The organism is Sphingobacterium sp. NPDC055431, from assembly GCF_053644255.1.
On record NZ_JBSHLH010000025.1, the window covers coordinates 25,413 to 45,705 of the forward strand.

A 20,293-nucleotide genomic window follows, 5' to 3' on the forward strand; every position below is an offset into this window, starting at 1 on the left:
GTAAATTCGGGACATGTTTCATAAAAACATGTCCCGAATGATTTTCAGACAGCTAATCCATATTACTGTATTCTACCTATTCTTACTCCCTAACCTAGTCTTCGCACAACAACAGGACTCTGTTCAGATTACCCATGCAAACTGGAACAAGACAGAAATAAAAAAGGGTGTCACTTGGTACCAAGGACATTTTGAAAACCTTTTCAATGCCGTACAAGAGATCAATTGGGTAGAAATCGATCTGCGCAAATACCACAAGAACATTCATATTGCCGCAGAACCCTCCAAATTAATTCCAACCTCCAGCTTTGCCGAACAAAATCAAGCCTTAGTAGCCATCAACGCATCCTTTTTTGATATGAAAAATGGAGGCTCTGTCGATTACCTCAAGGTCAATAACCAAATCCTTAGCGAAACGAAGGAGAAACCTAATGCTAGGGCAAATGCAGTCTTTAGCATTGCCAAAAAGAAACTGAGCATCCAAGCGAACAACCAAGAAAATACAGAAAACTCAAAAGCAGCTTCCATCATGGTTGCAGGACCTCTATTGCTACAGGATGCGCAATATGTGGAACTCGCCAATAATGCTTTCAATGACAACCGACATCCAAGAACCGCTATTGGCATCAGCACAAAACATAAATTGATCTTAATGGTTGTTGACGGTAGAAGCAATATGGCCAATGGAATGAACCTAAAGGAATTGAGCCAAGTATTGAAATGGATCGGAGCAAAAGATGCAATGAATCTAGATGGTGGCGGCAGTAGCACCCTTTACATCAAGGGAGTTGGCAATAATTCCATTGTGAATTATCCTTCGGACAACAAGAAATTTGACCATGAAGGTCAGCGTTCCGTTGCGAACATTATATATTTAAAATAAAATAGAACCAAATAAAATGAAAAAACAGGTATTTTTAGTAGCTATGACCATGATCATCCATGTAGGACTATTTGCACAGACTTCCATTATCGCTCACCGCGGTGCTTGGAAAAACAGCAAGGTTCCCCAAAATTCAATCGCATCCCTAGATGAAGCAATTTCTCAAGGAGCTTGGGGAAGCGAGTTTGATGTACACCTGACAAAAGATGATGTATTAGTCGTAAACCATGACCATGATTTCCATGGCCTAGAAATCGAAGACCTTACATACCAAGAGTTATTGGCAAAAAAACACGATAATGGAGAGTCTATCCCAACTGTGGAAGAATATTTAAAAGCTGGATTGAAACAAAAGGGAACCAAGTTAATCTACGAATTGAAAACCAGTAAGCTTGGTAAAGAAAGAACCATGAAAAACGTGGAACTTTCATTGGCCTTGGTCAAAAAACTTAAAGCCGAAAAAATGGTGGAATTCATTGCATTTGATTGGGACGCATGTCTGAAATTCAGGGAACTTGACAAAAAGATCAAGGTTCACTACTTAAATGGCGACAAATCTCCAGCAGAGGTAAAAGCAGCTAAACTAACAGGGGTAGATTACCACTTCAGCATTTTTCAAAAGAACCCGAACTTGATCAAGGAATTCAAGGCTTTGAAATTGAAAACCAATGCTTGGACCGTAAATAAAGAAGAAGACATGAAGTTCTTTATTGATCAAAAGATTGATTTTATCACGACAGACGAACCTGAACTATTAAAAACATTATTGAACAAATAAGATGAAAAAACTATTAATCAGCCTAAGCCTAGTGTTATGCATGGGACTCTCCTATGCACAGAAAATGAATGTTGCTACTTTCAATATCAGGATGAAAACCGACAGTGATGTAGGCAACTTGTGGAAAGACCGTTATTCGCACCTGACTGACCTGATCAAATTCCATGAATTTGAAATCTTCGGTGTTCAGGAAGCATTTAAAGAACAGTTGAATGATATGTCGGCTGATTTGCCTGACTTCAAATACATCGGTGTAGGTCGTGATGATGGTGCTGATAAAGGTGAACATTCCTCCATTTTCTATGATACAAAACGTTTCGAAGTGAGTAAAAGTGGAACATTCTGGTTATCCCCTACCGATACGGAAAAACCTAACAAAGGATGGGATGCTGCCTTACCTAGAATCTGTACTTGGGGTATTTTCAAGGACAAATCAAATGGCAAGAAATTCATCTTTATGAATACGCATTTTGATCACGTTGGAATTGAAGCACGTAGAGAAAGTGCTAAATTGATCCTTGCCAAAGCGAAGGAGTTTGCAAAAGACCTTCCATTGATCTTAACTGGGGATTTCAATATCGACGAGACCAATGAAGCATATTTCACCCTTGCAAAAAGCGGTGTTGTGCAAGACGTCTACGATTTGGCTAAGATTAAATACGAACCAAATTCATCCTTCAATGCTTGGGGCAAGAACATCCAAGAAAAAGCAAGAATTGACCATATCTTTATCACAAAACCATTTAAAGTGCGTAAATATGGTATCTTGACCGATACCTATATGGGTAAATTCCCTTCAGATCACTTCCCTGTCATCGCAGAATTGAACTGGAAATAAAAAATATTGAGCAAGAAAAGGGCTCTTCACTAAACTGAGGAGCCCTTTTTGTTTTCAATTCTTCTCTTTTTAAAGGATTTATGACCAAACGGCAGGCGTTACCGGATACATTTACACAATATTTCGGGCCGATACAACATATTCATCTCATAATTGTTATAACATTCTACTTATGAATTAGCTATTTTTGAATCATGAAACATTTCAAAAGCATAACCCTACTTGGCCTCTTTAGTGCCAGCCTTTTTATCAGTGGCTGTGAAACCTTGAACCAAGCAGGAATTACCCTTCCACCACAAGGAACAGGTTCTACAAACCCCAACACGGGCGGTTCTGGAAGTGGCCAAACTACTGGAACGATTACCCAAGCAGAAGCCACTACAGGTATCAAACAAGCCTTGAACAATGGTCTGCAACAAAGTATACAGACACTATCTGTAAAAAATGGTTTCCTAGGGGATGCCGCAGTAAAGATCTTGATGCCGGAGGAAGCAAGGAAAGTTGAATCTGCATTGCGCGCGGTAGGGATGAATAAATTATGTGATCAGTTTATCGCCAGCATGAACCATGCAGCAGAATCAGCTGTGAAAGAAGCTTCATCGGTATTTATAAATTCTCTGTCTAAAATGACAGTCAACGATGCTTTCAATATCCTATTGAGCGGACAACAAGATGCTGCTACCAATTATTTCAAAAAAACAACTTCCTCTGAATTGACAACCAAGTTTAGCCCCATCATTCAATCTGCAATGGGTAAAAACAATGTTTCAACATACTGGAATCAATTGACCAGCGCTTACAATAACCTACCATTAGGCAACAAGATCGAAACGGACCTGACTGCCTATGTAACCCAAAGAGCTATCGATGGCCTGTTCGTCAAGGTTGCTGACCAAGAGCTAAAAATCCGTAAAAACATTGGCGGGGCCAGAAACTCTGGTATCTTGGATAAGGTATTTGGATGGGTGGATAAGCAGTAAGGGAGATATGAGATGGGAGACCCTTTTTAGTTCCATTTCGTAGCGAAGAAAAAATAAAACAGGTAGAATGAGTATTCTACCTGTTTTATTTTTTCTGTATATCTTATTAAAAACCCCCAGCGGTCAATGTCATTAAGTTAAGAAAAAAACAAAATTTAGATTCTTCGTTACTTTTGAAGCCCAAAAGTAACCAAAAGGCTGCGGCCCATTTAAGGTGGCTTTTCGCACGGGCTCCCACACATGGATAGAATGCCTAGTTGTGGGGAATATCTTTCAATAGATCATCCCTTTTAATGGGATGATCTATTGAAAGCATTCCAAGGCCAATCCCTTCGCGCAAGTCAACGGCATTCTATCCATTTTTCCGCCACTGGAAATGAGCCGGTTGCTAAAGGACTTCCTGCGGAAGAATGGTTGTTTGTATAAATTGGAAACCCCTTCCAGGGGTGACATCTTTGTAGAATTTGGATGTTTGAAATGGCCAACCCACAGCGTGGGTGAAATATTTTTCAGAAAATCTTCTTTATAGGCATAAAACAATAAAAAAATAGTTTGCTCATCTTACGATTCGCAATAACAGCATCTTCCAAAAAAATAACAATAGATTCTTCGCGGTGCTCTGAATCCCTCTTTAGCGCATTTTGATTCTGAATGATTAGTGAAGAATCTGTACGGTTCTTCTCTTAAAGACTTTGTCATCCTGTACCTTCGGTACAGGAACTGTACGCCAATGCAATTATTTGTATGGTTCCGAGAACCTTCCTGCCTACCAATGATAAGTTTAATAGAAATGTGTTTCTAGCCATTAAGGAACATATTTGTTTTCCAAAAAAATCTCTTCTTTGCGACAAACTGCCCTAGAAGGGCAGAATTATTTTAGCATGGATGGTAAACAATATAGGGCTAATGCAAAAACGATGTTCGATTAATCGAACATCGTTTTTGCGCGACTTCCAGGCTAACGTGCCATGGCAGCTAAAATAATGGAAACCAAAAAGGGGTTCTATATTTAAAAAAATAAAAGAGCTAATTGATTTTCATTGCCAACTTGCTGTCATAACCTTCCAATAAATTCTGCGCAAGTTTTTACTTCTCAGGTTGACACTGGAAAGGATATCTTTAAAATTTTTCAGGAACATCCCTTCGAGACTCCTTTTACCATTATTCGAGGCATATTGCGAAAATTCCGAATGTGTCTCGAATAAGGTCAAAATGATCTCTAAAGAAAATTTAAAATTTTAGAAAAGTAAGCTCGCATGCATACAGCCATATATTACGATTTAATGGCAGTGATTTTAGTTAAGAGGGTAATAAATTTGTAGTTTTGTTAAATGGAAATTAATCAGATTCATGATTTTCAGGTTGCTGAAAATTTTATCAAATATGTTCAGGTTGACACCCAAGCTGACGCGCAATCAAGTACAGTACCTTCTACAGAAAAACAGAAAGACTTAAGCAGGATATTGGTCGAAGAATTAATAGCTATGGGCATTGAAGACGCTCATTTGGATGATTTAGGCTATGTTTATGCCACTATCCCTTCGAACACCGACAAACAGGTGCCTGTTATCTGTTTCTGTTCACATGTAGACACTTCTCCAGATTCTTCCGGAACCAATGTTAAACCTTTGGTCCACCAGAATTACCAAGGTCAAGACCTTGTTCTTCCCGATGATGAAAAAATCGTGATCCGCATGGCCGATCACCCTGATCTGAAGGAACAAATCGGAAATGATATCGTAACTGCCAGTGGAAAAACCCTGTTAGGTGCCGATGATAAAGCTGGAGTGGCAGAAATTATGGATGCTGCCCGCATCTTGATGAGCAACCCTGAAATTAAGCATGGCGATATCAAGATTTTATTTACCCCTGATGAAGAAATCGGACGTGGAGTAGACCATGTTGATTTGAAGAAATTAGGTGCTGAATATGCCTACACCATGGATGGGGAAAGAGCAGGAACCTTGGAAGATGAAACCTTCTCTGCTGATGGCGTGAAGATTAAGATTGATGGAATTTCCATTCACCCTGGTTATGCAAAAGGAAAAATGATCAATGCGATCAAGGTTGCTGCAGACATTGTAGATAGCCTTCCTATGGATCGTTTATCTCCAGAAACAACCCATGCTAAGCAAGGGTTTGTACATCCGACCAATATGGAAGGTACAGTAGAGGAGGCGACCTTGAACTTTATCATCCGTGACCACGACACCAAAAAATTAGCGGAACACGAGGCTGAATTGGAAGCAATCGTTAAGGAAGTCTTGTCCAAATATCCAGGAGCAAGCTATTCATTTCAAGTTAGCGAGCAATACCGCAACATGAAAGAGGTATTGGATAAGGATACGAAAGTGGTAGAGATCGCCATGATGGGGATCGAACGCGCAGGAATGAAGGTAGAAAAAAGAAGTATCCGTGGTGGTACAGATGGGTCTAGGTTATCCTTTATGGGACTGCCTTGTCCTAATATCTTTGCTGGTGGTCATGCCTTCCATGGCAAGCAGGAATGGGTTTCGATCCAGGACATGCAAAAGGCCGTATTGACCATCTTACACATCACTGCCCTTTGGGAAGAGCTTTCATAATAAAACAATAAAACTAGAAATTTAGACCATATGCTACAGAACGAAGTATTAAAGAACATAGAGTACAGAAGAGCGGTATTCCAGGCGAACTATACAGATCAAGAGGTTACCCGCGAGGAATTATTGACTATTTTGGAAGCGGCAAATGCAGCTCCTACGCATAAACGCACACAACCTTGGAGATTTGTGGTCTTCCGCAACGAAGGTTTGATCCGTTTGGGTGATGAATTAGCAAGAATCTACAAATCGGTAACGCCAGCTGAAAAATATACAGAGGCTACTGAACAGAATATGGCCAAAAAAGCGACCCAATCTAAGGCTGCTTTAGCTATTATCGTCGATTATTCTGGTGATCTTCCTGAATGGGAAGAATTAGCTGCTACGGCTTGTGCAGTAGAGAATATGTGGTTGGCAGCAGCATCTATCGGTATCGGTGGATATTGGGCTACTCCTGGATTGATCAATCATATCGGTCCATTCTTGAACCTCAAGGAAAATCAACGTTGTATCGGATTCTTCTACATGGGACACCATGAATCAGAACCGAGAGAGCCGGTTAGAAGCCCGATCGAGGATAAGATCCGTTGGGAAGAATAAGCAATAAAAAAGGTCAAGGAAAGTATCCTTGACCTTTTACTTATACCCATTACTATATTATTCAACCGCTATTGCCACGCCCCCATTTTCACCAGTCCATCTTACTTTTTGTTCAATAAACGTCGAGATAATCGCATCTAAATTTTTATTGCTAGAGGAGGTCACTCGGATATTTTGAGGTTTCCCATCGGTTACATCAAAAGTTACCTGCACATTCCCCCTGTCATGAATGTCCCTTAATTCGGAATTCAGTTCTTCATTGAATTTTTCCCAGCCTCCAATTGGTACTGCATCGGCATTTTCCATGAGCATAGACTGCACATGCATCTCATGTTCCATCAAAATAACTTCATTATTCCGTTCTGTTTTCTGATGGGTGATATATTTAAATAGGATCAGTGAGGATGCCACCAAGAATAAAACCGCAGCAGCCATCCCAACCGTCAACCTTTGCCAGTTATAGAATCTTCTCTTTTTATCCTCAGCTTTGGCTTCGATTTTCTTGGCCAATCGTTGCTGCAAAATGCTCAACTGATGGGAATCTACCCCTTGTTGGAGTTTATATCCATCGATAGCATCCTGTAAAAAAGGATCGTTCAAGGCTTCACGTTCCATCTCGTACATCTCTTCCTTACTCATGAGGCCCATGACGTAATTGTGAATCCGCGTTAATTGATAATTATTTTCCATTACTTTTTCTCCATACAAATTTTAAGATTCCGCCTGCCGTTCTGTATATAGCTCTTTACTTTGGCTATATCATGTCCCGTCTGTTCGGCGATATCTTTATAACATTTCTGTTCCAGATAAAACATTCGGATGCAAAGCTCCTGTTCTTGGTTCAGGCCCGTGATACAGGATTCCAATTTTTCAAAGTCTTGCTCCCCCCATTTCTTTTCATCATCATCGTTGAGCATCTTCTCCGATTCATAGAGGTTTTCCTCGATGTCAACCTTCGTAATCTGCTTGTTTTTCCTTAGCTGCATTAAGCAAAAATTGCGCGCATATACATAAACCCAACTCTTGAAATTATCCACCTCATACACGCGCAACTTATTTATTAGCTCATCGAAAATCTGCATGACCGCGTCTTGGCTTTGCTCGGCATCCTGAAGATACTTATAGCAAACACCATATAACAAGGACATGTATGGAGCATATAGCTTGCCTAGCGCATCCAAACTGCCTGTTTCTTTATAGTATTGCAACAACTGTTTTTCGTCCATGCTATTTTCTCTTCATGTATATGATGATTTCAGACCTGAATTTGCACAAATTATTTTAAATATTCCCATGGATAAACAGAAATAAAAAAGCCTCAAATCACGATGATTGAGGCTTGTATATTGTGGATTTCAAGGACTAACCAAACAAGGCGATGGCTAAGACCAGGGTTACAATGATATTGAAAGTTTGAGCAATCAAGAAAGCATACAGAGGTTTCTTATTGTCCTGTTTAAACAGATCTTTAAAGTTTGTTTCCAGACCGATAGAGGTAAAAGCAATGGCAAACCAAAGTCCTTGAACACTCTTTAAACTATCTTTGATGGATGCTGTGGTTTCGGGTGAAACCACAAAGGAGAACATCAAGGAAACAAATACAAAGCCAACCACGAATTTCGGGAACCTCTCCCAGATCAATTTCAAGGTTGGTTTTTCTCTTTTGGTTTTATCATCTACTGATTTGGAATAGGTCCAGTAGATACTGATGAAGAATGCCGCAATACCCAACAGTACATTCTGCGAGAATTTCACGATGGTACTGATCTTTAGCGCCTCCTCACCCACTAGGGTTCCAGAAGCGGCAACTGCTCCACTCGTATCGATACTACCACCTAACCAAGCTCCCGTAACCTCTTGGGATAGCCCCATAAGTTCAGCTAGATAAGGCATAAAGATCATCATCGGCACGGCAGTCACCAACACCAATGAGATGATATAAGATAGTTTTTTATTGTCACCTTCGATTGCTCCCGAAGTTGCGATCGCAGCGGATACCCCACAGATCGAAACTGCACTGGAAAGCATCAGGGACATTTCTTTATCGATCTTGAATTTCTTACAGATCCAGAATGCAAAGTACCAAACGGACACGACTACAACCAGAGCCTGGATAAGGCCTAATGAACCCGCTTTTAAGATATCGCCAAATATGACCGTTGTACCCAAAAGAACCAATCCGATCTTGACATACATCTCGGTATTCAGGGCTGCTTTGAACCAATCGGGCAACTTGAAGAAGTTGCTGATGATCAAACCGATAGCCAAACTGAATATCACTGCCTCTAGATTGAAACTCTTAACACCTGAATTTCCAGCCAATACCAAGGCAAAAAGGGTCAGGACATAGATAATCGGAAATACTATCAGCAATGCCTTGAGGCTTTTCTTGAGCAAGAGGGCTCCTAAGATAGCCGTTACGTAGACTAAGATGAATTGCAGGCCCATTGCTCCTAAATTGGATCCAGAAAGTACTTTTGAAGTGAGTTCAGTAGAGTTTGACCAGCCGAAAGATGGAACAGGTACGACGAAACCAAGCAGGGCAAGCCCAATGATTCCGAATCCCAAGATAACAACTACCCAATCCTCAGAGAGTTCAAATGTTTTGGCAGACATAAAATGTTTAAGTTGATGATTTAATTAATTGATCAAATGCGGGCTGAAGATAGGGAAAATTAAACTGAAAGCCATTTTTTAAAGTTAATAAAGTTGTTACCGGAACGCTTTCCAACAGGAGTGAAGAGTCCACTCCTTTTACGAATGCTCCCATCTTGGCCATGAAGGTTGGCAGGGGCAAACCAAACGAAACGCCTGATGTATGCCTTAATTTTTGCATAAACTCGGCATTGCTTACCGGATTAGGACTGCAGGCATGGTAAATATCGGCTCGATGGTCTGATTTGATGATCCAATCGATCATTCCCACAAAATCGGCTTCATGGATCCAAGCAATCATTTGCTTTCCATCTCCTACCTGTCCAGCCAAGCCCATCTTTGCCAATGGGTATAGCTCAGCAAACATACCTGACTTCTTCGTCAGGATCGGACTCATTCTCAAGATCAGTTTTTCTGTATTTGGCGTATGGGCAGCTAAGAAGGTTTTTTCCCAATCCTGCGCCAAGGAACCTAGGAAATCATTGGAATATTCCTTTGAAGTTTCATCTTTTAGAGATGTGCCGCCATTGAAAATGGAAACGCCCGAAAAATTGATCCAGAGTTTTACCGGATTTTCCAATTGCGATATCGCTTCACCTAACAACTTGGTTGGACCCAACCTCGAGCTGCGGAGCAACGCTTTGTTTTTTTTGGTAAACCTTCTATTGATGGAAAGTCCACAAAGGTTGATGAGCACATCGGCACCTTCCAGTTCTTTCTGCCAGGAATCAAGGTTTTCGCCATCCCAATATACAAAGTCTAGCTTTGGATGGTGCTTGACCATACGCTTCCGACTCAGCACGATGATTTCATGGTCCTGTTCCCTAAACATACTGATCAATAAATTGCCTAAATTCCCGGTGCCTCCCGCCAATACGATCTTTGCCATAATTAATTTTTTATTTTGATGTGGTAATGGTCCTTCAATGCAATTCGAGCAGCATGGTACCCACACATCCCGTGAACACCACCTGCAGGTGGCGTTGAAGAAGAACCGATATAAACATTGGGATTGGAAGTGCGGTAAGGTGTCAAGGATTTGGTTGGCCTAGTGAACAGCTGCATAATATCCATCTGACCAGCATTGATATCTCCACCGATGTAATTTGGATTGTATTGTTCCAGCTGCCCGGTATTCATAGATGACCTTGCCAGGACGGTATCCCTAAAACCCGGAGCAAACCTTTCAATCTGATTCTCGATAGCTTCACTGCGGTCTGCAAATGAACCATGGGGGACATGACAGTATGCCCAAGCTGTATGTTTTCCTTCCGGTGACCGGGTCGGATCAAATTTGCTTGGCTGCGCGAATAAGACAAATGGCCTGTCCACTAATTTGCCATTATAGGTATCCAATTCGTTTTTTGCAATTTCTGCATAGGTATTCCCAATATGTACCGTAGCCGCAAACTGGCTTCTACCATCAGTAAAGGGAGTAGGATCTGATAATGCCCAATCCATTTTAAAGACCCCCATGCCATAACGATAGGCTTCCAATTGCTTCCTATAGCCCTCCAGAAGATCTAAGCCTTTAATCTTTAATATCTGCAGTGGTGTGAGGTCAAGGATCAGCACCTTATGTTTTGGTAGATCACGTACATCTTCGAGCCAAAAATTGAGCTGCAGTTCTCCTCCCAGTGATTCGTAATAAGCCAACATGGAATCAGCAATTGCTTGGGATCCACCGACTGGAATTGGCCAGCCAACTTGATGCCCCAACGTCCCTAACACCATCCCAATTGCTGCGGTACTCAATTTATTGAAGGGTAAGATGCCATGGGCCACCAAGCCCGACCATAAGGCTTTAGCCTCAACGGTCTGGAATCGATCGGCAATGGCGTGCGCACTGCGTAATCCTGATAAACCGAACCTGGCCATCAACAAGGGATTGTCAGGAAACCTTAATGGTCCGAGAAGATCTTTTGAAAGGGAGTCCCAATTTTTGACAAATGGTGATAATAATGCCTGATAAGCATTATAATCTTGCCCTAGCTCCTGCTGCATCAGCTTCATGTCCTGATGTAACACAACGGCTCGACCAGAGTCTAAGGGTTGGGAAACCTGAAAATCCGCGATTTTGAATGCCAAGCCGAAATCCTCTAGTGGCAATGAGCGCATAAAAGGTGATCCAAGAGCCATGGGATGGATTGCCGAACAGACATCGTGCTTGAAACCTGGAAGGGTAAGTTCTTTGGTTCGCATCCCGCCTCCTACTGTATCGGCACCTTCTACAAGCAAGGTGCTTAACCCTTGTCTTTGTAGGGTGATGGCGGCAGCAAGTCCATTGGGTCCGGATCCTATAATGATGGCATCGTAACTTTTCAAATCATCGGTATGAATCTTAAAGTTAAGATAAAGCAATGTGAATTGCTAAAATGAGGGGCTATAAAAAAGAAAAAGCCCCATTGCTGGGGCTTTAATCATAATCAACCTTTAATACTTAGAAACAGTATTTATTTTCTTCAATCAATTTCTTCGCAATTCTCTGGCGAGCTTCTTTGACATTGAACGGTTGTGCTTTTGTAAAGCGACGAAGACCTACCAACATCATGTTCAGCTCATCCCCTTCTGCAAAGGAATTTAACGCTTCTTTACCGGCAGCATTGACTTTGTCAATCGCTCCATATAGATATACTTTAGCCATATCAGCTGCATAGTCTGCATGCTCTCCCGGTTGCGTATGCTGCAGTTTTTCTGCACGCAACAATACCGATTCTGCAACATATACATAGCCGATAATATCAGCAATATTCATCAGGATTTCTTGTTCTTTGGACAAGGACATCATCAGTTTTTGAACCGCAGCACCAGCAATCATTAATCCCGCTTTCTTCAAGTTGGCAACGATTTTCTTTTCTGCAGCAAAAGGAGTTTCATCTTCAGGACCAAAGTCAGGTATAGACATCAGTTCTCCTGCCACAGCTTGAGCAGGTCCCATTAAGTCTAACTCACCTTTCATCGCGCGCTTCAACAACATATCCACCACCAATAGTCTGTTGACTTCGTTCGTACCTTCAAAGATTCTGTTGATACGGGAGTCGCGGTAAGCTCTTTCCATAGGAGCTTCAGCGGAATAACCCATACCTCCATAGATCTGAACACCTTCGTCCACCACATAATCCAACATCTCTGAACACCATACCTTGATGATCGCACATTCAATGGCAAACAGCTCAACAGATTTTAATTTTGCTTTTGCTTCGTCCATTCCAGATGCGATCAATGCTTCATAAGCATCATCGATATTCTGTCCGGCACGGTATGCAGCCGATTCATTTGCGAATAGACGGGTAGCCATTTCTGCCAATTTATAACGGATGGCACCGAATTTTGAAATTGGCAAATTGAACTGTACACGTTCATTGGCATAATTGATCGCAGTGGTCAATACGGCACGTGAAGAACCGATGGTGGCTGCTCCAAGCTTGATACGACCAATGTTTAGGATATTCACCGCAATCTTGAATCCGTTCTCTCTATCAGAAAGCATGTTCTCTACTGGAACAGGACAGTCATTGAAGAAGATCTGACGGGTTGAAGACCCCTTGATCCCCAATTTATGCTCTTCAGGATTCATGGTGATACCACCGAAATCCTTTTCTACGATAAATGCCGTTAAGTTTTTATCATCATCAATCTTGGCAAAAACGATGAATACATCTGCGAATCCACCATTGGTGATCCACATCTTTTGTCCATTGATCAGGTAATGGGTTCCTTCAGCATTCAACTTCGCTGAGGTACGGCCAGAGTTTGCATCGGAACCTGAGTTAGGTTCTGTCAAACAATAAGCAGCTTTCCACTCTCCTGTTGCCAGTTTAGGGATATATTTATCTTTCTGCGCATCATTTCCGTAATACAGGATTGGTAAGGTTCCGATCCCTGTATGGGCAGATAAGGCCACGGCAAAGGAGAAACCTCCTCCAACAGCATCAGCCACTAACATGGACGTATTGAAATTCTTACCGAAACCACCGTATTGCTCTGGAATCGATACGCCCAACATACCCAGTTCTCCAGATTTGTCCATTAGGCTCTGCATCAATCCTTCCTCTTGGGCATCGATTCTTTCCAATTTATTGAGAACCTCTGTATCCAAGAAATCAATACAGGTTTGACGGATCATTTTCGCTTCCTCATCAAACTCTTCAGGAATGAAAATATCAGTGTACGGAGTTTCACGAATGACAAACTCACCACCTTTGATTGCTTTATTTTTTACTTCTTCGCTCATGATATTCTTTTTGATTTAGAATAAGTGAACAAGCACCTTCTTCTGTTTTATATTTTGTTAGTTTATTTGTCTACAGCAGTTCAAAAATACCTGCAGCTCCTTGTCCTGTTCCCACACACATGGTAACCATACCATATTTCTTGCCTCTGCGTTTCAGTTCATGCAGCACCTGAACGGTCAATTTAGCTCCGGTACATCCCAGTGGGTGACCCAATGCAATAGCTCCACCATTAACATTCACCTTTTCTTCATCCAATCCCAGTTCACGGATTACGGCCAGCGATTGAGAAGCAAATGCTTCGTTCAATTCAAAAAGGTCAATATCCTCTTGTTTCAAACCAGCCTGTTTCAATGCCTTTGGAATTGCATAGATGGGCCCAATACCCATGATACGCGGTGGCACACCAGCAACGGCAAACGATACAAGTTTAGCGATCGGCGTCAGGTTCAATTCCTTCATTTTCTTCTCAGAAACCACCAGTACAAAGGCTGCACCATCCGAAGTCTGTGAGGAGTTACCCGCAGTCACGGATCCCTTGGCGTCAAATACTGGTCTTAACTTAGCTAATGCTTCCAAAGAGGTATCAGCGCGTGGACCTTCATCTGTATCAACCACATATTCTTTTGTAGTGATCTTGCCGTCCTTCACAAAGTTGTCTTTCACCTTGATCGGAACGATTTCATCTTTAAACTTACCGGCTTTGATCGCGGCAACAGCTTTTTCATTTGACTTCAGGGCAAATTTATCTTGATCTTCCCTTGACACCTTATAATCTGTTGCAACTGCTTCCGCCGTAAGTCCCATTCCCCAGTACCAATCCGGATGTTCCTTAGCGACCACGGCGTTCGGTACGATCTTCCAGCCACCAAATGGCATTCCCGACATTACCTCTACTCCACCGGCAATGATCATATCCGCCATTCCAGTCTTGATCTTCGCCACTGCCGTAGCAATGGTTTCCAATCCCGAGGCGCAGTACCGGTTGACCGTCAATCCAGGAACCTTATCGGTATCCAAGCCCATCAGGGAGATAAAACGCCCAATATTAAGACCTTGCTCCGCCTCCGGCATTGCATTTCCAACGATTACATCGTCAATATCTTCTTTATTTACATTTGGAACCGATGCCATTAAATGCTTAATCACATCCGCTGCCAAATCATCCGCACGCATAAATCGAAATCCCCCTCTAGGAGCTTTCCCAACTGCTGTACGAAATCCTGCTACAATGTATGCTTCCATGTTTTAGTATTTAGTAGTTAGTATTTAGTAGTTAGACCTAGAGCTGCTTCAATTTCCTCTGAAGAACAAAACTCATTTTTTGTACTTCATATAGTTTGTTAATTAATCTGTCTAAATCGCTATCTAATAAATAACCTAAATTTTTTGATATTATTAACTGTGTTTCCAATTCATAAGTCGAACCATGGGCTATTGCCAAAAATTGAACAAATGACTTATTGGAATTTCTCCCTGCTCCTTCAGCAATATTTGAAGGAATTGAAATTGCTGCCCGTTGAATTTGATTCACTAAGTTATATTTCTCTCTATCTGGAAAATCAGAAGTTATTTTATAAACATCTGAAACCAATTCAATCGCCTTCACCCAGAGCTTCAATTCTTTATAATTATGCATTTCTTAGTATTAAGTATTAGTACTAAAAAAGGTATTCAACATTTATTAAAATAAGGATAAACGACATTTTATCAATTTGTTAACCTTAAATTAAGTATCTCGGCCTTGTCTAAATACTAAATACTTAATACTAAATACTAATTTCTAAGTGGTTTTCCCGTCGTCAACATCGCTTGGATTCTTTCTAGGGTTTTGCGGGTTGCGCAGAGCTCTAAGAAGGCTTTGCGTTCCATGTCTAGAAGGTATTGCTCGTCGACTTCGGTTGGTGCGGATAGATCTCCGCCACACATCACCCAGCCTAGTTTTTCGGAAATCAGTTTGTCGTGTTCGGAGATGTAGTGTCCTGCTTCCATTGAGGATGCACCAACATATACGATTCCGAGACCTTGATTTCCTAGTACTTTGATGTTCTTGCGGTGTGCTGGTTGAACATAGCCTGCGTTTGCTAATTCCAGCGCTTTGGCTTTGGCATCGGCTAACAGGCGGGCACGGTTCATCGTGATGGCATATTTACCTTCTTGTAGATAGCCCAATTCAAAGGCTTCCACTGCTGAGGTAGATACTTTTGCCTGGCCGATGGTCAAGAAGCGATCTTTCATGAAATTCTGATCGATTTGATCCGGACGGTAATCATCAGATGCTCTTAGGGCAAATTCCTTGGAACCACCGCCACCTGGGATCACGCCTACACCAAACTCAACCAAGCCCATGTACGTTTCGGCATGTAGCTGAACAAAGTCGGCATGCATGGAGAATTCACATCCACCACCCAATGCTAGTTGAAATGGTGCTGCAACTACTGGAATTGCGGAGTATCTCAAACGCATTGAAGTATCTTGAAACATCTTAACGGCCATGTTCAACTCATCGTAATCCTGCTCAACCGCCATCATAAAGATCATACCGATATTGGCACCAGCAGAGAAGTTCTTGCCATCATTGGAAATGACCAATCCGCGGTATTCTTTTTCCGCTAGGTCAATTGCTTTGTTCAAGCCTTGGATGACATCGCCACCGATAGTGTTCATTTTGGTATGGAATTCACAGTTGATGATTCCATCGCCTAGGTCGATGATGGAAACGCCAGAGTTTTTCCAAATGGTCTTAGCCTCACGGATGTGGTCTAATACGATCAACTCTTCTGTTCCAGGGATCGGTTTGTAGGATTTAGAAGCGATGTCATAATAATGACGGACTCCATTTTCTACTTTATAGAAACTATCAAATCCTGCATCCAGCATATCTTTTACCCATTGGGCAACTTCGCCAGATTGTCCAGGAAGACGTTTTTCTTCTTTTTTGATTTTTTCTAGGGTTTCTTTTACGCCGAGTGCATCCCATACCTCAAACGGACCGATCTCCCATCCAAATCCGGCACGCATGGCATCATCGATACGGAAGAAATCATCCGTGATTTCAGGCACGCGGTTAGAAACATATTCAAACAAAGGATAATGCATCGCTCTGAAAAGCTCTGCGGCCTTGTCTGTACCCTGCTCGTAAACTTTCATGCGCTTACGGATATCTTCAACGGGTTTAGTCGCTTCCAATGTGGAAGACTTTACTTTTTGCTGTGCACCATAGGTCAGGTCCTTCAAGTTAAGGGAAAGGATTTCAGAATTACCTTTGTCATCTTTTACCTTTTCATAGAAACCTTTTTTGGTCTTTTCGCCCAACCATTTATTTTCCACCATTTTGCTGATAAACTCAGGGAGTATAAAAACTCCTTTCGCTTCATCGTTAGGTGCATTCTGTTCCAGCCCTTTGGCTACATTCACTAGGGTATCCAAGCCAACAACATCCGCAGTACGGAAAGTTGCCGATTTAGGGTGCCCCATAGCAGGCCCGGTATATTTATCGACTTCCTCAACGGTAAGTCCTAATTTTTCGATAAGGTGTGTTACTGCCAACATGGAGTAAACGCCAATTCTATTGCCGATAAAGGCTGGAGTATCTTTACATAACACTACAGTTTTACCTAGCATTTTATCTCCATAAGCTACCAGGAAGTCTACAACCTCTTTTTTGGTATCCTTTGTAGGGATAATTTCCAATAAAGGGAGATAGCGTGGCGGATTGAAGAAGTGGGTACCACAGAAGTTCTCTTTGAAGTCTTGAGAACGGCCTTCTTCCATCAGATGGATCGGAATACCAGAAGTATTGGTTGTAATCAATGTCCCTGGTTTGCGGAACTGCTCTACTTTATCAAAAACTGATTTTTTGATATCCAAACGCTCAACAACTACCTCGATTACCCAATCTGCCTGAGCGATCGTGCTCATATCATCATCAAAGTTTCCTGTTGAAATACGCGTAGCAAAGGATTTGCTATATAAAGGTGCAGGGTTTGACTTGATTGCCGTATCCAAAGATTGGTTCACAATACGATTACGGACAGCAGGGCTTTCCAATGTTAAGCCTTTTGCTTCTTCTGCTGGCAACAGCTCTTTAGGAACAATGTCCAAAAGCAATACCTCTAAACCTATATTAGCAAAGTGGCAAGCAATTCGAGAACCCATTACTCCAGATCCCAATACAGCTACTTTTTTAATATTTCTATTCATATCACGTATATTTTCTAATTTCCTATGGTTCAATTTGTATTACTGGAGAGTAGTTTGTGGCTACTTCATTTATTTTCTTTAAAAACTTGACAAGGGTAGCTTTTTCCTTTTCGGAGAAAGATGTGTTTAAATGTTCGTTGAACTCCCGAACTACGTCCTTGGCTACCTTTCTCTTCTCTTGTCCCAGCTCTGTGAGGTATACCTTTACAGAACGTTTGTCGGTATCACTGGTCTCTCTATAGATAAAGCCCAGAGACTCCAAATTGTTTAGTACGCGAGATAAGGAGGTGGTCTTGACACCGGTAGAATTTGCGATCTGAGACACTGGCGTACCTTCCTTATGGATATTGATCAAAATATATCCAGCAGCTTGAGTGAAACCATGCTGAGAGGCGATTACATTGTACTTGTTGGCAACTGTTTGCCATGCCGTCTTTAAAAAATAGTCGATGGTATTGTCTTGGCTCATATTCGGGTTTTCTAACATTTATTATGCAAGCATAACAAATTTAAATTTTACAATTGATAAATCAAACTGTTTTGTGATTTTTTAATAAATACTTGACACAAATAGATTATTAAAATTCATATTCGGGAATCTGGAACTAAAAATGAGAAATGTTGATAACTTTTAAAAACTGTAACTCAAGGTATTACAAATATTACAAAATAGGTTATAAACACTTTTTACTCTTCAATATTATTATTACATTAACTTTGCATCAAACAAAACAGACATGGCATTAGTAAATATTCCAAGATTAGACTTGACGCACTATACTGAGGGCAGTGCTGAACAACGCGAACAATTTGTGGCGGATATTGGCAAGGCATTCAACGAAACGGGATTCGTCACCATCGCCAACCATGGCCTTTCACACGAACTGATCGATGAGCTATATAAAGTGGTCAAGGAATTCTTTGACCAACCTTCGGAAATCAAGGACAAATATGAATTCCCTGAACTGGCAGGACAGCGTGGATATACTTCCAAAGGGAAGGAAAAAGCGAAGGACTCTAAAACGCCAGACTTGAAGGAATTTTGGCAAAGAGGACAGACCATCGTAGGTGAGGAATATTCGAAAGTGGATTTTCCAGATAACCCAGAGGTGAACGAACTACCTAGATTCAATGCTGTAACAGCAGAAATCTATAAAAAACTGGAGGATGCTGGCCGTAATTTGCTAAAAGCCATTGCAACTTATTTGGAATTACCTGAAAATTACTTTGAAAAATTCGTGATCAATGGTAACTCTATTTTACGTGCCATCCATTACTTCCCAATCGAAAACCCTGATGCTATTCCAGCGGACGCTGTGCGTGCGGGAGCTCATGAGGACATCAACCTGATTACCTTATTGATTGGTGCTAGCGCAGATGGATTAGAGGTGTTGACCAAAGATGGAGAATGGTTTGCTATCAAGGCTAAAGGTGAGGACATTGTTGTAAATGTGGGTGATATGTTGCAAAGATTGACCAACAACAAATTAAAATCGACTACCCACCGTGTGGTAAACCCTCCTAGAGAACTGATGAAGACATCAAGATATTCGGTTCCTTTCTTCTTGCATCCTAAATCAAGCATGAACTTGGCTTCATTAGATTCATGTATCGATGCAGAACATCCAAAAGCTTACGAAGATTATACCGCCGGCGAATATTTGGATGAACGATTGAGAGAGATTGGCCTTAAAATGTAAGGAAAGATATGAGTATTGAGATATTAGAAATGGTCATACCTAAAAAGAGTTGACCGTTTTCTATCTCAATACTCATATCTCATATCTATTAATCTCTTCTAAAAAACCCTCACACCTACACCAATATTCATAAAGATATTGTGCATATTGAAACTGATGCTTTCAAAGCCAGTTTTCATGATGCTATTGAAACCGTAATCAAATTGGGCAGTAGCATAGTAGCGTTTTGCGAAGTCATATTTTCCTGCTACGCTCATTCCAACATCTACTTTTCTGATCTGGCTTTTGAAATCATAAGCGGCATCTACGATCCCTACCTTTTCTCCTGTTGGTTCTTCATCACGGATATAGCCATCTGTTGCCATACCGTAGAATTTACGTTGTACAGCCATGGAAACATAAGGTCCGGCCTGAAGGCTCCAACTTGGATTTAATTGATAGGTCGCCATGACAGGAATGGTGAAGTAAAGATTCTCCACATTGGTCGTGATATCACCGTAATAATAGCCCCTAACATTTTGTGATGGATCTTCATCAGCATTAAAAGATGTTTTATATCCTTTAACCGTTGCTTCAGTCTTCATCCCTTTACCTTCAAAGATCAGTCCTGAGCGAACGCCCCATTTGTCATCGATGCCATAGGCCACTTTAACCCCTACGAAAAAAGGCAAAGCTGGTTTGAAACCATTGATCTTGCGAATTTCTACGGGCAATCCCAACGGAGAAGCTCCACCGATCTTAGTCCCTACTTCAGCATCTACTCTAAATTTCCCTTGTTCTAAAGCCTGTGCGTTTAGGTTCAAGGCAAAAAACAAACCAAATACACTCATTAGAGCGTATTT

18 protein-coding genes are annotated in these 20,293 nt (G+C 41.4%); 7 read left to right on the forward strand and 11 right to left on the reverse strand.

Features of this window, described 5'->3' with window-relative positions; all coding sequences use genetic code 11:
* Positions 1-37 precede the first annotated feature (37 nt).
* The 6 genes from ACWIB3_RS16955 (at position 38) to ACWIB3_RS16980 (ending at position 6,661) form a co-directional block, all read left to right on the forward strand.
* Positions 38-883 carry a phosphodiester glycosidase family protein gene (locus ACWIB3_RS16955; protein WP_313260363.1) on the forward strand — a complete coding sequence of 282 codons (846 nt, stop codon included), beginning with the start codon at positions 38-40 and terminating at the stop codon, positions 881-883.
* A 16-nt stretch (positions 884-899) separates the two neighbouring features.
* The gene (locus ACWIB3_RS16960; protein ID WP_185213973.1) at positions 900-1,661 is read left to right on the forward strand and encodes a glycerophosphodiester phosphodiesterase; all 762 of its coding nucleotides are present in this window, start codon (positions 900-902) and stop codon (positions 1,659-1,661) included.
* A 1-nt stretch (position 1,662) separates the two neighbouring features.
* Entirely contained in the window at positions 1,663-2,499 is an 837-nt protein-coding gene (locus tag ACWIB3_RS16965) for an endonuclease/exonuclease/phosphatase family protein (RefSeq protein ID WP_185217317.1), read from the forward strand.
* A gap of 194 nt (positions 2,500-2,693) precedes the next feature.
* Positions 2,694-3,479 carry a DUF4197 domain-containing protein gene (locus tag ACWIB3_RS16970; protein WP_454292207.1) on the forward strand — a complete coding sequence of 262 codons (786 nt, stop codon included), beginning with the start codon at positions 2,694-2,696 and terminating at the stop codon, positions 3,477-3,479.
* A 1,331-nt stretch (positions 3,480-4,810) separates the two neighbouring features.
* Positions 4,811-6,064, forward strand: a complete 1,254-nt coding sequence (gene pepT, locus ACWIB3_RS16975; protein ID WP_454292208.1) for a peptidase T — start codon at positions 4,811-4,813, stop codon at positions 6,062-6,064.
* 30 nt (positions 6,065-6,094) lie between these two features.
* On the forward strand, positions 6,095-6,661 hold the full coding sequence (locus ACWIB3_RS16980; RefSeq protein ID WP_185213969.1) for a nitroreductase family protein: 567 nt from the start codon (positions 6,095-6,097) through the stop codon (positions 6,659-6,661).
* Between the two features lie 57 nt (positions 6,662-6,718).
* On the opposite strand, the gene ACWIB3_RS16985 is transcribed toward ACWIB3_RS16980, so the two are convergent.
* The 10 genes from ACWIB3_RS16985 to ACWIB3_RS17030 all read right to left on the reverse strand — a co-directional run bounded on the left by ACWIB3_RS16985 (position 6,719) and on the right by ACWIB3_RS17030 (position 18,220).
* A complete protein-coding gene (locus ACWIB3_RS16985; RefSeq protein ID WP_185213968.1) occupies positions 6,719-7,300 on the reverse strand; it encodes an energy transducer TonB in 582 nt (193 codons plus the stop codon).
* A 50-nt stretch (positions 7,301-7,350) separates the two neighbouring features.
* Entirely contained in the window at positions 7,351-7,887 is a 537-nt protein-coding gene (locus ACWIB3_RS16990) for an RNA polymerase sigma factor (RefSeq protein WP_454292209.1), read from the reverse strand.
* Between the two features lie 136 nt (positions 7,888-8,023).
* Positions 8,024-9,277 carry a YeiH family protein gene (locus ACWIB3_RS16995; RefSeq protein WP_185213966.1) on the reverse strand — a complete coding sequence of 418 codons (1,254 nt, stop codon included), beginning with the start codon at positions 9,275-9,277 and terminating at the stop codon, positions 8,024-8,026.
* Positions 9,278-9,284: 7 nt separating this feature from the next.
* Complete coding sequence (locus tag ACWIB3_RS17000) at positions 9,285-10,205, reverse strand: epimerase (protein WP_454292210.1); 921 nt, start codon at positions 10,203-10,205, stop codon at positions 9,285-9,287.
* Positions 10,206-10,207: 2 nt separating this feature from the next.
* The gene (locus ACWIB3_RS17005) at positions 10,208-11,641 is read right to left on the reverse strand and encodes a phytoene desaturase family protein (RefSeq protein WP_454292211.1); all 1,434 of its coding nucleotides are present in this window, start codon (positions 11,639-11,641) and stop codon (positions 10,208-10,210) included.
* Positions 11,642-11,756: 115 nt separating this feature from the next.
* Positions 11,757-13,550 (reverse strand): acyl-CoA dehydrogenase family protein, encoded by a 1,794-nt coding sequence (locus tag ACWIB3_RS17010; RefSeq protein ID WP_254529066.1) that lies wholly within the window; start codon positions 13,548-13,550, stop codon positions 11,757-11,759.
* A gap of 70 nt (positions 13,551-13,620) precedes the next feature.
* Complete coding sequence (locus ACWIB3_RS17015) at positions 13,621-14,793, reverse strand: acetyl-CoA C-acyltransferase (protein WP_185213962.1); 1,173 nt, start codon at positions 14,791-14,793, stop codon at positions 13,621-13,623.
* A gap of 37 nt (positions 14,794-14,830) precedes the next feature.
* Positions 14,831-15,187: a four helix bundle protein gene (locus ACWIB3_RS17020; protein ID WP_313260377.1), complete on the reverse strand. Its 357-nt coding sequence runs from the start codon at positions 15,185-15,187 to the stop codon at positions 14,831-14,833.
* 137 nt (positions 15,188-15,324) lie between these two features.
* Positions 15,325-17,751 (reverse strand): 3-hydroxyacyl-CoA dehydrogenase NAD-binding domain-containing protein, encoded by a 2,427-nt coding sequence (locus tag ACWIB3_RS17025; RefSeq protein ID WP_454292212.1) that lies wholly within the window; start codon positions 17,749-17,751, stop codon positions 15,325-15,327.
* A 22-nt stretch (positions 17,752-17,773) separates the two neighbouring features.
* On the reverse strand, positions 17,774-18,220 hold the full coding sequence (locus ACWIB3_RS17030) for a MarR family winged helix-turn-helix transcriptional regulator (protein ID WP_185213959.1): 447 nt from the start codon (positions 18,218-18,220) through the stop codon (positions 17,774-17,776).
* A 268-nt stretch (positions 18,221-18,488) separates the two neighbouring features.
* Between ACWIB3_RS17030 and ACWIB3_RS17035 the strand changes: the two genes are divergently transcribed.
* Positions 18,489-19,451: an isopenicillin N synthase family dioxygenase gene (locus ACWIB3_RS17035; RefSeq protein WP_454292213.1), complete on the forward strand. Its 963-nt coding sequence runs from the start codon at positions 18,489-18,491 to the stop codon at positions 19,449-19,451.
* 98 nt (positions 19,452-19,549) lie between these two features.
* Here ACWIB3_RS17035 and ACWIB3_RS17040 read toward each other — a convergent pair whose 3' ends face one another.
* A complete protein-coding gene (locus ACWIB3_RS17040) occupies positions 19,550-20,281 on the reverse strand; it encodes a porin family protein (protein ID WP_313260381.1) in 732 nt (243 codons plus the stop codon).
* Positions 20,282-20,293: the final 12 nt, after the last annotated feature.

Coding starts and splice junctions, on each gene's coding strand:
- ACWIB3_RS17015 (WP_185213962.1), bottom strand. CDS start 14,793: ATGGAAGCATACATTGTAGCAGGATTTCGTACAGCAGTTGGGAAAGCT.
- ACWIB3_RS16955 (WP_313260363.1), top strand. CDS start 38: ATGATTTTCAGACAGCTAATCCATATTACTGTATTCTACCTATTCTTA.
- ACWIB3_RS17010 (WP_254529066.1), bottom strand. CDS start 13,550: ATGAGCGAAGAAGTAAAAAATAAAGCAATCAAAGGTGGTGAGTTTGTC.
- ACWIB3_RS17030 (WP_185213959.1), bottom strand. CDS start 18,220: ATGAGCCAAGACAATACCATCGACTATTTTTTAAAGACGGCATGGCAA.
- ACWIB3_RS16965 (WP_185217317.1), top strand. CDS start 1,663: ATGAAAAAACTATTAATCAGCCTAAGCCTAGTGTTATGCATGGGACTC.
- ACWIB3_RS17040 (WP_313260381.1), bottom strand. CDS start 20,281: ATGAGTGTATTTGGTTTGTTTTTTGCCTTGAACCTAAACGCACAGGCT.
- ACWIB3_RS16970 (WP_454292207.1), top strand. CDS start 2,694: ATGAAACATTTCAAAAGCATAACCCTACTTGGCCTCTTTAGTGCCAGC.
- ACWIB3_RS16990 (WP_454292209.1), bottom strand. CDS start 7,887: ATGGACGAAAAACAGTTGTTGCAATACTATAAAGAAACAGGCAGTTTG.
- ACWIB3_RS16985 (WP_185213968.1), bottom strand. CDS start 7,300: ATGAGTAAGGAAGAGATGTACGAGATGGAACGTGAAGCCTTGAACGAT.
- ACWIB3_RS16995 (WP_185213966.1), bottom strand. CDS start 9,277: ATGTCTGCCAAAACATTTGAACTCTCTGAGGATTGGGTAGTTGTTATC.
- pepT (WP_454292208.1), top strand. CDS start 4,811: ATGGAAATTAATCAGATTCATGATTTTCAGGTTGCTGAAAATTTTATC.
- ACWIB3_RS17000 (WP_454292210.1), bottom strand. CDS start 10,205: ATGGCAAAGATCGTATTGGCGGGAGGCACCGGGAATTTAGGCAATTTA.
- ACWIB3_RS16960 (WP_185213973.1), top strand. CDS start 900: ATGAAAAAACAGGTATTTTTAGTAGCTATGACCATGATCATCCATGTA.
- ACWIB3_RS17035 (WP_454292213.1), top strand. CDS start 18,489: ATGGCATTAGTAAATATTCCAAGATTAGACTTGACGCACTATACTGAG.
- ACWIB3_RS17020 (WP_313260377.1), bottom strand. CDS start 15,187: ATGCATAATTATAAAGAATTGAAGCTCTGGGTGAAGGCGATTGAATTG.
- ACWIB3_RS17025 (WP_454292212.1), bottom strand. CDS start 17,751: ATGAATAGAAATATTAAAAAAGTAGCTGTATTGGGATCTGGAGTAATG.
- ACWIB3_RS16980 (WP_185213969.1), top strand. CDS start 6,095: ATGCTACAGAACGAAGTATTAAAGAACATAGAGTACAGAAGAGCGGTA.